This is a genomic window from Celeribacter ethanolicus, from assembly GCF_002407265.1.
GTDB classification, from domain to species: domain Bacteria; phylum Pseudomonadota; class Alphaproteobacteria; order Rhodobacterales; family Rhodobacteraceae; genus Celeribacter; species Celeribacter ethanolicus.
On sequence record NZ_CP022196.1, the window covers coordinates 2,333,353 to 2,346,376 of the forward strand.

The 13,024-nt window shown below is 61.2% G+C and carries 13 protein-coding genes; 11 read left to right on the forward strand and 2 right to left on the reverse strand.

The window, feature by feature from the left end; all coding sequences use genetic code 11:
* The 4 genes from dmpG to CEW89_RS11465 are packed head-to-tail and all read left to right on the forward strand — an operon-like array spanning nt 1 to nt 2,556.
* Nucleotides 1-1,020 carry a 4-hydroxy-2-oxovalerate aldolase gene (gene dmpG, locus CEW89_RS11450; protein ID WP_096805991.1) on the forward strand — a complete coding sequence of 340 codons (1,020 nt, stop codon included), beginning with the start codon at nt 1-3 and terminating at the stop codon, nt 1,018-1,020.
* Entirely contained in the window at nt 1,017-1,784 is a 768-nt protein-coding gene (locus CEW89_RS11455; RefSeq protein WP_066702302.1) for a 2-keto-4-pentenoate hydratase, read from the forward strand. Before dmpG ends, CEW89_RS11455 begins: the two co-directional genes overlap by 4 nt.
* A 3-nt stretch (nt 1,785-1,787) precedes the next feature.
* A complete protein-coding gene (locus tag CEW89_RS11460) occupies nt 1,788-1,979 on the forward strand; it encodes a 2-hydroxymuconate tautomerase (protein ID WP_096805992.1) in 192 nt (63 codons plus the stop codon).
* A gap of 10 nt (nt 1,980-1,989) precedes the next feature.
* The gene (locus CEW89_RS11465) at nt 1,990-2,556 is read left to right on the forward strand and encodes an antibiotic biosynthesis monooxygenase (protein WP_096805993.1); all 567 of its coding nucleotides are present in this window, start codon (nt 1,990-1,992) and stop codon (nt 2,554-2,556) included.
* A 33-nt stretch (nt 2,557-2,589) separates the two neighbouring features.
* Here CEW89_RS11465 and CEW89_RS11470 read toward each other — a convergent pair whose 3' ends face one another.
* Nucleotides 2,590-3,300, reverse strand: coding sequence for a GntR family transcriptional regulator (locus tag CEW89_RS11470; RefSeq protein ID WP_066702295.1), 711 nt, complete (start codon nt 3,298-3,300; stop codon nt 2,590-2,592).
* Nucleotides 3,301-3,504: 204 nt separating this feature from the next.
* Between CEW89_RS11470 and CEW89_RS11475 the strand changes: the two genes are divergently transcribed.
* The 6 genes from CEW89_RS11475 (at nt 3,505) to CEW89_RS11500 (ending at nt 10,446) form a co-directional block, all read left to right on the forward strand.
* A complete protein-coding gene (locus CEW89_RS11475) occupies nt 3,505-4,521 on the forward strand; it encodes a TRAP transporter substrate-binding protein (RefSeq protein ID WP_066702292.1) in 1,017 nt (338 codons plus the stop codon).
* Nucleotides 4,505-5,047, forward strand: a complete 543-nt coding sequence (locus CEW89_RS11480; RefSeq protein WP_157779827.1) for a TRAP transporter small permease — start codon at nt 4,505-4,507, stop codon at nt 5,045-5,047. The genes CEW89_RS11475 and CEW89_RS11480 overlap by 17 nt, the downstream gene beginning before the upstream one ends.
* A gap of 16 nt (nt 5,048-5,063) precedes the next feature.
* On the forward strand, nt 5,064-6,362 hold the full coding sequence (locus CEW89_RS11485; RefSeq protein WP_096805994.1) for a TRAP transporter large permease: 1,299 nt from the start codon (nt 5,064-5,066) through the stop codon (nt 6,360-6,362).
* Between the two features lie 6 nt (nt 6,363-6,368).
* Nucleotides 6,369-7,202 (forward strand): alpha/beta fold hydrolase, encoded by an 834-nt coding sequence (locus CEW89_RS11490; protein WP_096805995.1) that lies wholly within the window; start codon nt 6,369-6,371, stop codon nt 7,200-7,202.
* Between the two features lie 403 nt (nt 7,203-7,605).
* A complete protein-coding gene (locus CEW89_RS11495; protein WP_066702282.1) occupies nt 7,606-9,057 on the forward strand; it encodes a mannose-1-phosphate guanylyltransferase/mannose-6-phosphate isomerase in 1,452 nt (483 codons plus the stop codon).
* Nucleotides 9,058-9,063: 6 nt separating this feature from the next.
* Nucleotides 9,064-10,446: a phosphomannomutase gene (locus CEW89_RS11500; protein ID WP_096805996.1), complete on the forward strand. Its 1,383-nt coding sequence runs from the start codon at nt 9,064-9,066 to the stop codon at nt 10,444-10,446.
* Nucleotides 10,447-10,465: 19 nt separating this feature from the next.
* Here CEW89_RS11500 and fcl read toward each other — a convergent pair whose 3' ends face one another.
* Entirely contained in the window at nt 10,466-11,446 is a 981-nt protein-coding gene (gene fcl, locus CEW89_RS11505; RefSeq protein ID WP_066702278.1) for a GDP-L-fucose synthase, read from the reverse strand.
* A 269-nt stretch (nt 11,447-11,715) separates the two neighbouring features.
* Between fcl and CEW89_RS11510 the strand changes: the two genes are divergently transcribed.
* The gene (locus tag CEW89_RS11510; protein ID WP_096805997.1) at nt 11,716-12,969 is read left to right on the forward strand and encodes a WcaI family glycosyltransferase; all 1,254 of its coding nucleotides are present in this window, start codon (nt 11,716-11,718) and stop codon (nt 12,967-12,969) included.
* Nucleotides 12,970-13,024 lie beyond the last annotated feature (55 nt).

The window sequence follows — 13,024 nt, forward strand, 5'->3', positions numbered from 1 at the left end:
ATGACCAAGCTGTACATTCAGGACGTGACGCTCCGCGACGGCATGCATGCGATGCGCCACCAATACGATCTGGGCCATGTGCGCGCGATTGCGCAGGCTCTCGACGAGGCCGGTGTGGATGCGATTGAAGTGACCCATGGCGACGGGGTTGCAGGCTCGACCTTTAACTACGGCTTTGGCCGCCATACCGATGTGGAATGGATTTCTGAGGCCGCGAAAGTGGTGAAGAACGCCAAGCTCACCTGCCTTCTGGTGCCAGGCATCGGCACGCTTGAGGATCTGAAAAAGGCGTTTGACGCCGGTGTGACCTCTGTCCGCGTGGCGACCCATTGCACCGAGGCCGATGTCGCCGCCCAGCATATTCGCGCTGCGAAAGAGATGGGTATGGATGTCTCCGGCTTCCTGATGATGGCGCATATGAACCCGCCGGAAAAGCTCGCCGAACAGGCCAAGCTGATGGAAAGCTATGGCGCGGATTGCGTCTATTGCACCGACTCCGGTGGTCGCCTGACGATGAAAGACGTCTCCGCCCGGATGGAGGCCTATAAGGCCGCGCTCAAACCGGAAACCCAGATCGGCGCGCATATGCACGAGAACCTGTCGCTGTCCGTGGCAAACTCCGTCACCGCCGTCGAGCATGGCGCGTATCGTGTCGATGCCTCACTTGCCGGCATGGGGGCGGGCGCGGGCAACACGCCGATCGAAGCTTTCGCCGCCGTCGCCGATCTTTACGGCTGGGAGCATGGATGCGATGTGTTCAAATTGCAGGACGCCGCCGAAGATCTCGTCCGTCCGTTGCAGGACCGTCCGGTGCGCGTGGACCGCGAAACCATGACGCTGGGTTATGCCGGGGTCTATTCGTCCTTCCTGCGTCACGCCGAACGCGCTGCGGATATGTACGGGCTCGACACGCGGGACATTTTGGTGGAACTGGGCAAACGCCATATGGTCGGCGGGCAGGAAGACATGATCGTCGATGTCGCCCTCGATATGGTCAAAGCGAAAGAGGCCGCAGCATGAAGACGCTTGCAGAACTGGCGGAATACGTGGACGAGGCAGCCCGCACGGCCACGGAAATTCCGCAAATCTCCGACACGCATCCGCTGAGCGTCGAGGACGCCTACGCCGTGCAGGCGCTCTCGATGCAGCGCCGCTATGCGCGGGGCGAAAAGCGGATCGGCATTAAAATGGGCCTGACCTCGCGGGCCAAGATGATCCAGGTGGGCGTCTCCGACGTCACCTGGGGCCGTCTGACCGATGCGATGCGCGAAGAGGAGGGCGGCGTGGTCTCCATGTCGCGCTTCGTCCACCCGCGCGTCGAGCCGGAGATCGCATTCCTCATGAAGAAACCGCTCTCGGGCAAGGTTTCTGCCCTTGAGGCCATGTCGGCGGTGGAGGCCGTGGCCCCCGCGCTCGAGATCATCGACAGCCGCTACAAGGCGTTCAAATTCGATGTGGGCGACGTGATCGCGGACAATTCGTCCTCGTCCGGTTTCGTGGTCGGCACATGGCACAGCCCGGAGATCGACATTTCAAACCTTGGCATGGTGCTGTCGATCAATGGCCGTCCGCAGGAAATCGGCTCGTCGGCCGCGATCCTCGGCAATCCGGTGCGCTCGCTCGTCTCGGCGGCGCGCATGGTGGCCTCGGCGGGGGAGGAACTCAAACCCGGCGACATCGTTCTGGCGGGCGGCGCGACGGCGGCGATCCCGATGGAAGCGGGACAATCCGTGCTGCTCGAAGTCGAAAACCTCGGCCAGATCGGGTTCAACATCGGAGATTAGACCATGCCGTTCATCGAAGTGACACTGGTCGAAGGCCGCACGCAGGAGATGAAAGCCAAACTGATCGAGAAAGTGACGGAGGCGACGGTCGAGGCCATTGGTGCCCCGATAGAGGCCATTCGCGTCTGTATCCGCGAGGTTCCCAAGGAAAACTGGGGTGTCGCGGGGAAACAGAAATTCGTCACCAGAGACTAGAGAGGTCGCCATGACCGAAACACTCGTGGAACCGGGCCAGGAAGGCCCGGTCACCGTCTCGATCTCGCGCCGTGTAAAACCCGGGTTCGAGGCGCATTATGAAGACTGGCTGCACGGGATTGTCGCTGCCGCCTCTGATTTCCCCGGTCATATGGGGGTCAACATCCTCAAACCCTCGGGCGCGACCGACGGGCGCTATGTGTTGATCTACAGGTTCGCCACATGGGCGCAGTGCCAGGCCTGGGAAGACAGCCAGACCCGCGCCGATTGGGTCGGCAAGCTTGGCGACATTGTCGAGGGCGAAGGCGAACGCAAACGCGTCACCGGGCTTGAGGCCTGGTTCGAACTGCCCGAGGTTCCGGCGGCGAAACATGCGCCGCGCTGGAAAATGTCCCTCGTGTTGATCGTCGTGGTCTTTGCGCTGGTCTACCCGCTGCAACTCATCGTGTTACCGCTGGTTCCCGGCTGGCCGCATTGGCTCAAGACGCTGACCATCGCGGTGATCCAGGTGCTGCTGATGACCTATATCTTCATGCCGCGGGTGACCAAGGCACTGAAAGGCTGGCTCTTCGCCTGAGGTCCGGAAAACAGACCGTGAAAGACGCCCCTTTCAGGTCAGATCGTGTTGCCGGATGAGATCCGTGTAGGATTTTTCGATATGTGCCTCGACTGCGGCGACGCAGGTCTCGACCTCGCCCGAGATGGCCGCATCGAAAATCGCCTTGTGCTCCGTGCGCACATCGCGCCGCAGCGTGCGATCACCGATCAGCCGGCGGTGATAGCGGTAGGAATGCTGGTGCAGCGTGCTGCGAAACCGTTTCAGCCAGGCATTGTCGCAATTCTGCACGAGGCAGTCGTGGAAATTGGAATTCCACTCGTCCCAGTCATGGGCATATTCGTTTTTGCCCTCGCCGATGAGACGCGCCTCGATCCGCGACAGGCGGTGATAGGCGGCGACCAGATCGGCCTCCCATTCCTCGGTGCGATTGGCGAGAGAAATCCGCAGGGCCTGCGCCTCGATCATCTTGCGCGCATCGGTGATGTCACGAAAATCCTTGAGCGACAAAGGCGCGACGCGAAAACCGCGCTGCTGTTCCGAGGTCACCAGATTGTCGATCAACAGGCGTGAGATTGCCTCCCGCATGGTCGAGGTGGACACCCCGAATTCCTGACGCAGCCTGTCGACATGCAGACGGGCACCGGGGGCAAGCTCGCCCGATATGACCCGTTCACGGATCAATTCGTGCACCGTCTCGATGGCGGTCTTTTTGCTCGGCGCGTCGGTTTTGTCGTCTTTTGGGCGTTTTTGCGGCTGATTCATCTTGGTTTAGCGTTTCTTGCGGCTGCCGTTAGCAATGTCACCGCTATTCTGAAATGTCGAGGATCAGCTTTATTTTCTTCCATCAAAAAAATTATCGTTTTTATTTTGACTAAACGATTTATGTGCGTAAGCTCCCTGTCATGAGGAGGAGTCGCTTGGGCTGGGAGGCCCTGTCAGCGACCCAAACAGTGGAGGAATAACACCATGAAATACCTGCTTGCGGGCGCGATGAGTGCTGCGCTGATGATCGGCGCGGCCTATGCCGAAGACAAGGTCATCGAAATGAGCTTTTCGCATGACCTGCCGACGCAACACCCGCTCCATTCCCAAGGGTTTCAGGTCTGGGCCGACAGCATTCGCGAGGCCTCGCACGGCACGCTCGACATCAGTTTCTTCCCGGCCGGTCAGCTCGGCAAGGCCGAAGACGAATATGACATCGCCAAATACGGCATCGCGGATTTCGTCTGGGCCAACCCGGGCCACACGCCGGGCCGCTTCCCGATCATGGCACTGGGCGAGCTGCCCTTCTTCATCAGCTCCGGTCTCGGCGGCACGCAGGCAATGAACGAATGGTATGCCGAGTACAAGGATCAGGAGATGGGCGACGTGAAATTCTGTGTCGTGCATCTGCACGATCCGGGCACACTGCATTCCACCTCGGAAATCCGGACCCCCGCCGACATGAAGGGCAAGACCATTCGCCCGGCCAACGGCACCATCGGGCGGCTCGTGCAGAGCATGGGTGGCTCCTCGGTGCAGGTCGGCCCTTCGGAGGCGCGCGAAGTGCTTGAACGTGGCGCAGCCGACGGCATCACCTTCCCGTGGCGCTCGATCTCGATCTTCGGCATGGATGACGTGGTGCATTACCACCTCGACATGCCGCTCTATGTCACGAATTTCATCATCGCGATGAACAAGGATCGCTACGAGTCCCTGTCCGAAAGCCAGCAACAGGTGATCGACGATCACTGCTCCCCGGAATGGGGCGCGAAAATCGCCGCGGGCTGGGTCGAATTCGACAACGAAGGCAAACGCCTGTTCCAGGAAAGCCCGGAGCACCATGTGCTCGAACTGACGGACGAAGAATTGACCCAGTGGAAGGACGCTTCGAGCTTCCTCTTGGAGGATTGGAAGGCGAATGTGACCGCGAAAGGTCTCGATGCCGATGCCATCTACAACGCATTCGTGGAACGGCTCGAAGCTCATGACGCAAAATTCTGACACCTCTGGCGGGGCCTTCGGGCTCCGCCGTTTCGCCACCTGGGTCGAAACCGCCGCCGCCTTCCTGATGGGACTGGTGACGCTTCTGGCCTTTGTCTCCGCCGTGATGCGTTATGCGTTTTCCGCGCCGATCCCGGACAGCCATGACATCGGGCGTCTTGCCCTTGGTGTGGCGATTTTCTGGGGCGTGGCGACGGTGAATTACACCGGCACCCATATTTCCGTGGACCTGCTCTACGAGATGCTCGGAAAAGGCGTGCGCCGGGTGATGGATTTCTTTTCCACCTCGCTGGTGCTCGTCTCCTTTGCCGTGCTGACCGTGATGATGTCGAAGAACGCCCAGGACGTGTTCACGACCGGAGAGCATTCCTATGACCTGCGGTTCCAGATCTGGCCGGCCTATTGGCTGATGGTGATCGGAGCGGGTCTGGCGACGCTGACCACGGCTTTGCGGCTCTGGCTCATCCTCAGGGACGAGACCCCGCACGCGCATGAGGACCAGTCGGTCCTCGTGACCGAAGACTAAGAATTAAGAGGATAAAATGGACCGGGAAACGGTTATGATCGTGGGCTTCATCGTCCTGTTTCTGATGATGGCCATCCGCGTGCCGATTGCGATCGCCATGAGCCTTGTCGGCATCGGCGGATTTGCCGCCGTCGTCGGCCCGACGCAGGCGCTGCGTCTCGTCTCGCTCTCACCGCTGTCGACGGCGACCACCTATCATCTGGGGATGATCCCCATGTTCATCCTGATGGGGTCTTTTGCGACCCGGTCCGGGATGAGCCATGAACTGTTCCGCGCGGCCGGTGCCTGGCTGGGGCATCGGCGCGGCGGGCTGGCGCTTGCGACCATCGCGTCCTGTGCGGGCTTTGCCGCCATCTCCGGCTCCTCCATCGCCACGGCAGCAACGCTGACCAAGGTGGCTTTGCCGGAGATGCGCCGGGCGGGTTATTCCGACTCCGTCTCCTCCGGCGTCATCGCCGCGGGCGGCACGGTCGGGATTCTCATCCCGCCCTCCATCGTGCTCGCGGTCTACGGCATCATCACCGAACAGGACATCGGCAAGCTGTTCATCGCCGGTCTCGTGCCGGGGATCCTGGCCGTCGCACTCTACATGCTGACCGTGACCTTCATCTCCTACATCCGGCCCCAAGACATGCCGGTGGGCGAGCGGCATGGCTGGGGCGAGCGCTTCAGATCCCTGCGCGACGTCTGGGCCATTGCGCTTCTGTTCCTTTTGGTCGTGGGTGGCATCTACGCCGGTGTGGTGACGCCCACGGAGGCGGCATCGCTCGGCGCCGTCGGTGCGCTGGCCATCGGGCTTCTGCGCCGTCGCCTGAGCTGGGCGGACATCAAATATTGTCTCGTCGACAGTCTGCGCATTTCGATCTCGATTTTCTTCGTCTTCATCGGTGCGCTGCTGTTCTCCTACTTCCTCGCCATCACCCGTGCGCCGCAGCAGGTGGCCGAATATCTCACCTCCCTGCCGCTGAGCCCGATGGGCATCATGGTTCTGATCCTGATCCTGTATCTCGCGCTCGGCTGTGTGCTCGACTCGATGGCGATGGTGGTTCTGACCGTGCCAATCCTGTTCCCGGTCGTGACCAGCCTCGGCTTCGATCCGATCTGGTTCGGCGTCATGGTGGTCATGGCGATCGAGTTGGGCCTGATCACGCCACCGATCGGGATGAACGTCTTCGTCATCAATTCGGTGGAACGCAACATCGGCCTGACGACGATCTACAAGGGCCTCCTGCCCTTCATCGCCATCGACATCGTGCGAATCGGCCTGTTGCTGCTGTTCCCGTCCATCGCGCTTTTCCTTCCGAATATGATGTGAGGTGTCATGACTGAGAATCCCGAAATCGGCCTGACGATCACGGTGGATGGCATTGCCACCAATTACCACGACATGGGCCAAGCGACGCAGGGCACCACGCCGGTGCTCTTCATCCATGGCTCCGGGCCGGGGGTGTCGGCCTGGGCCAACTGGCGGCTCAACATACCGGTTCTGGCGGACCGCGGGCTTCGCTGTCTTGCGCCGGACATGATGGGCTTTGGCTATACGGACGCGCCGGAGGGGCTGAACTTCAGCCTCGACGGCTGGATCGCGCATCTCGAAGGCTTCACCAAGGCCCTCGGGCTGGAGAAATTCTCCATTGTCGGCAACTCCTTTGGCGGCGCGCTGGCACTGGCCTATGCCATCCGCCATCCGGAGCAGATCGACAAGATCGTGCTCATGGGGGCGGTCGGCGTCGAGTTCCCGATCACCGAGGGGCTCGATCTGGTCTGGGGCTATGAGGCGAGCCTCAAGAATATGCGCAAGCTCTTGGGCGTCTTCGCCCATGACACGCGTTTCGTGAACGACGATCTCGCGGAAATGCGTCACCGGGCAACATTGCGCAAGGGCGTGATGGAGAAGTTCTCCGCCATGTTCCCGGCTCCACGACAAGAGAGTGTCCGCATGATGGCCTCCGCCGAGGACGACATCGCCCGGATCGAGGCGCCTGCGCTCATCGTGCACGGGAGGGAGGACAAGGTCATCCCGGTGGAAAACTCGAAACGATTCTTCGAACTCATGCCCAATTCGGAGCTGCACCTGTTTCGCAATTGCGGCCATTGGACTCAGATCGAGAAAACTGCCCGGTTCAACGATCTTCTGACCGGGTTTCTGCTTTGATCGACCGAACGGCGTGATCCGCGCCCCGTTCGCCCAAAGCCCCTCCCGCCCCGACAAAGGTGAGTTCAGAGGGGGCCCGTCGCGACACGTCATGGGCCCGCACGTTTCAGGGAAAGACAAAAAGAATCTTCCTGAAATTGACATATGTCATCGGCCCTACGGCCCAGCTTTCGCGTTCCGACTTGCACCGGTGAACCAGACACAGGGCGCCACCTCCGGATGGCGTTTTTCAGGACCGTCGCTGTGGCCTTGAGAGAGGGCCGCCTCAAGGGAAATTCTTGTGCAATACCGGCAAAAGCCCGCCCTGCTCTCCCGCACCCGGCTCTCTTGGCTAGACTTCATGCCAGCTTCACATTTATTATAAATAAAACAGTAAATTGGGTCATTTGATAGGAACGCAGCCATGCCACTCATAACTCCGGTCATTCTATGCGGCGGTTCCGGGACACGGCTTTGGCCCTTGTCGCGCAAGAGCTATCCCAAGCAGTTCGTGCCACTGATTGACGATGAAACCTTGTTTCAGGCCTCGGCGAAACGGCTCAGCGGCAGCCGGGGAGATTTGCAATTCGGCGCGCCGACCATTCTGACCGGATCGGATTTTCGCTTTATCGTCACCGAACAATTGCAGGAAATCGGCATTGATCCCGGAGCGATCCTGATCGAACCCGAAGGGCGCAACACCGCGCCCGCCATTCTGGCTGCGGCGCTGTACCTGCTCGACAGGGACCCGGACGCGATCATGCTGGTGGCGCCCTCGGATCACGTCGTGCCCGATGTGGATGCCTTCCATGCCGCGATTGAAAAAGGCCTGGCTGCCGTTGAGAATGGCAAACTCGTCACCTTCGGGATCAAACCGACCCATGCCGAAACCGCCTATGGCTATCTGGAGCTGGCGTCTCAGCCCGATGCCTCCGGCGCCGCCGTCGATCTCAAGCAGTTCGTCGAAAAACCCGACGCATCCCATGCCGCCGACATGCTGGCGGCGGGAACCTTTCTCTGGAATGCCGGGATTTTCCTGTTCAAGGCACGCGACATCATTGCGGCCTTTGCTCAATATGCACCGAGTCTGAGCGCCCCGGTGACAAATGCCGTCGAGACGGCCCAGGCCGACCTCGGTTTCCTGCGCCTTGCGCCCGCGCCATGGTCACAGGCCGAGGATATTTCCATAGATTACGCGGTCATGGAAAAAGCCGACAATCTCGCGGTGGTGCCCTTTGACGGCGGCTGGTCCGATCTGGGCGGCTGGGATGCGGTCTGGCGGGAGACCGGGCCCGATGAAAACGGCGTCGTCACCTCAGGGGAAGCCACCGCGATCGAATGCGAAAACAGCCTGATCCGCTCCGACAGCGCGCATCTCGAACTGGTCGGGATCGGTCTGAAAAATATCATGGCCATCGCCATGAACGACGCGGTTCTGGTTGCGGATATGTCGCGCGCCCAGGATGTGAAGAAAGCGGTGGCAGCGCTCAAGACGAAGGGCGCTTCGCAGGCCACGCATTTTCCGAAAGACCACCGCCCCTGGGGCTGGTTCGAGAGCCTCGTGGTCGGCGGACGGTTTCAGGTCAAGCGAATCCACGTGCACCCCGGGGCCGCGCTGAGCCTGCAGAGCCATTTCCATCGCTCCGAACACTGGATCGTGGTCGAGGGCACGGCGCGCGTGACCGTCGATGACGAAGTCCGGCTCGTCACCGAAAACCAATCCGTCTACATTCCCCTGGGAGCGGTCCACCGCATGGAAAACCCCGGCAAGGTCCCGATGGTCCTGATCGAGGTACAGACCGGCTCCTATGTCGGTGAAGACGACATCATCCGCTATGAGGATGTTTATGCCCGCGGTCAGGGCGCAAAGGGATAAGACAAGATGGCTCCGAAATTCGGCACCAGCGGCTTGCGTGGTCTCGTCACCGAGCTGACAGACGAGCTTGTCGCGGATTACGTCCATGCGTTCCTGAGCACAGTGCGGCCCGGCACGCTTTATCTCGGACGCGATCTGCGCCCGTCCTCGCCCCGGATCGCCAAGGTGATCCGTGACACGGCACAGGCGGCGGGGGTCGACGTGGCGGATTGCGGCGCGCTTGGCACCCCCGCCCTCGCACTGGCGTCGATGGGCGCCAAAGCCCCGGCGATCATGGTCACCGGAAGCCACATCCCTGCGGACCGCAACGGGCTCAAATTCTATCTCCCCGAGGGGGAGGTGTCGAAGCAGGACGAAGCGGCGATCAACGCGGCCTATGCCGACAGGTCCCGTTACAAAGGTCACGAGACCGGCGCCTGTCGCGACGCGCCCGAGGCCGAAGCCCGCTATGTCGCGCGCTATATCGACGCCTTCGGCACGGACGCGCTCGGGGGACTGAGGATCGGCGTCTACCGTCATTCCTCCGTCGCACGCGACACGATGGAAACGATCTTCCGCAGCCTCGGCGCCGAGATCGTCCCCCTCGCACAGTCCGACACATTCATCCCCGTCGATACCGAGGCCGTCGATCCCGAGACTCGCGACAGACTGCGGTCATGGTGCCATGAGCACCGGCTGGATGCCATTGCCTCCACCGATGGCGATGCCGACCGTCCCATGCTGAGCGATGAGACGGGCAAGGTCATTCCCGGGGATATTCTCGGCGTGTTGACCGCACGCCTGCTGGGCGCGAAATCCGTGGTCACGCCGGTGTCCTCCAATGACATGGTGCGTCGCCTGCCGGAGTTCGATGAGGTGATCCTGACCCGTATCGGCTCGCCCTTCGTCATCGAGGGTATGGCCCGGGCGGCTCATCCGGAGATCGTGGGCTTCGAAGCGAACGGCGGCTTCCTTCTCGGCTTCGAGGCCCGGATTGCCGCCCCGCTCTCTCCCCTGCCGACCCGCGATTGCATGTTGCCGATTCTCGCACCGCTCGCTGCGGCACAAAGGTCCCGAACCTGCCTCACCGAACTGGTGGCCGCCCTCCCGCCCTGCTTTACCGCCGCCGACCGTGTGCAGGACATCGACACCGAAAAGGCCAAAGCCTTTCTCGACGCCCTGATCCGGGACGACACGGCCCGAACGGCCTTCTTTGCCCCCTTTGGCCATATCGCGACCACCGATCTGACCGACGGGCTAAGGGTCGATTTCGACAGCGGGGACGTGCTCCACCTGCGCCCTTCGGGCAACGCCCCGGAGTTCCGCATCTACGCGCAGGCGCAAAACGAAGACAAAGCCCTCGCCCTCGTCAGGCATGCGTATCAAAGCGTCGCAAACGCCGTGAGCTGACCGCAAGGGCGCATTCCGCTCACTTGGAACGGAGCGCATCCGGGGTCTGGCGCAAAAACCATGCGTAGGTTTCCTCAATCCCCTGGGAGAGCGGGATCGACGCGGTCCAGCCGAGCCGCGCCAGTCGGCTGACGTCCATCAGCTTGCGCGGCGTGCCATCGGGTTTGCTGGCATCGAACGCCAATTCCCCCTTGAACCCGGTCACGCGCGCGACGGTTTCGGCCAGTTCCCGAATCGTGACATCCGTCCCGGAGCCGACATTGATATGGCTGAGCATGGGCTCGGTCTCGCGCTGGTAAATCTCCGGGTCGAGATCGAGCACGAAGAGCGAGGCTTCCGCCATGTCATCGACATGGAGGAACTCACGCATGGGTTTGCCGGAGCCCCAGACGGTCACGGTCGGTGTACCGGCCTGAGCGGCTTCGTGAAAGCGTCGGATCAGAGCCGGCAGAACATGGGAGTTGTCCGGGTGGAAATTGTCTCCCGGCCCGTAAAGGTTTGTCGGCATGACGGAACGGTAATCGACACCGTATTGCCGGTTGTAGCTTTCGCAAAGTTTGATGCCCGCGATCTTCGCAATGGCATAGGGTTCGTTGGTGGGTTCGAGCGTCCCGGTCAGCAGCGCATCTTCACGCATCGGTTGTTCTGCCAGCTTGGGATAGATGCAGGAGGAACCGAGTTGGAGCAGCTTCTGAACCCCGGCCTCGTAAGCCGCATGGATCACGTTGCACTCGATCATCAGGTTTTCATAGATGAACTGCGCCGGATAGCTGTTGTTGGCAATGATCCCGCCGACTTTCGCCGCAGCCAGAATGACCTGATCCGGTTTCTCGGTTTGCATGAACGCCCGCACGGCGGCCTGATCGGTCAGATCCAGTTCGGCAGAAGTCCGGGTGATCAGAGCCAGATCCTCGCCTGCCGCCTGTCGCGCGGCCAGCTTGCGCAGGATCGCCCCCCCGACCATGCCACGATGCCCCGCAACGTAAATTTTCTTCGCCATCGCCTACCCCGTCCACAAACAGTTTAAATCATCGCGCATCAGATGTACCAGTGCCACCGGATCGCGGCATGACGGCTGCGCGGACATCAATTTCCGGTCCAGATGTGTCATTTTTTCTGCATCTGCACAAGAAACATACAGCAACCGGCAGAAATCCGCGCTTTCACACAGACGGTCACTAGGCTGAGCTTCGGGTTTGTGACAAACATCGGAAGGGAACACCGTGTGAGCCCGCCCGCCGGGGTGAAAGTTAGAGTTTGGGTAGAAGCGTGAAAATACAAATCCTGAGCCTCAATTATGCGCCGGAGGAGATTGGAATCGCGGTCTATTCCACAGGTTTAGCCGAGGCATTCACCGCCCGGGGGCATGAGATGACCGTGGTCTGCGCCCATCCCTATTACCCGCAGTGGCGCATTTGGGACGGCTGGCCGAAACTGGGCTACAGGACTGAACGGCACCCAGACGCTCCTAGGGTCGTGCACTGCCCGCTCTATGTCCCGCACAAGCCTTCGGCCAAGTCCAGACTACTCCATTACGCCAGTTTTGCTGCAACTGCATTGCCGCGTCTGCTTTCAGATGCGGTCAAAGGCCGCCCGGACATCGTGTTCGTCGTCGCCCCCTCTCTGGTGTCCGCGATGAGCGGCTGGCTGGTGGCGCGGCTGACCGGGGCCAAGCTCTGGCTGCATATTCAGGATTTCGAGGTCGAAGCCGCTTTCGCAACCGGGGCGATCGCGCCGGAGAGCCGTCTTGGCAAGGCCGCGCTTGCATTCGAGCGCTGGATGCTGCGCCGGTTCGACCGGATCAGTTCGATTTCCAGCCCGATGCTCGACAAGCTGCGGGAAAAGGGCATCCCGGACGCCCGCATCTACGAATTCCGCAACTGGGCCAACCTGCAACGGATCAAGGTGCTCGACGGCCCCTCGCCGATGCGGGCGGAGCTTGGCATCGACACGCCTTATGTCGCCTATTACTCCGGCAATGTCGCCGCCAAACAGGGGCTGGAGATCATCCCCGAGGCGGCGCGCCTTCTGGCCGGGCGCAGCGATCTGACCTTCGTGATCTGTGGCGAAGGCCCCTATCTCGACACGCTCAAGGCCAAGGCCGAGGGCCTGACCAACATTCGGTTTTATCCGCTGCAACCGTTCGAGAAGCTGAGCGACGCGCTTGGCATGGCAGATGTGCATCTCCTGCCGCAAATCGCGGGGGTGGCGGAATTGGTGCTGCCTTCGAAACTGACGAACATGCTGGCCTCGGGGCGTCCGGTGGTGGCCACCGCCTATCCGGGCACCGCGCTTGCACAGGAGGTCGAGGGCTCCGGGCTGGTGACCGAACCGGGCAATGCCGAAGCTTTCGCCGCCGCCATCGTGACGCTTCTCGACGATCCGGATCGGCGTGCGGATCTGGGACGACACGCCCGTCAGGCCGCGCTGCAAAACTGGGATATGACGGCGATCCTGGATCGCCTCGAGACGGAAATGGGTGAGCTTGCAGAGCGTCGCAACTCTGTTGAGAAGCACCCATAAAATCACAGAAAGAAATATGGCACGGTTCGCCAAAAACGATAAGGAACGCAGTTTC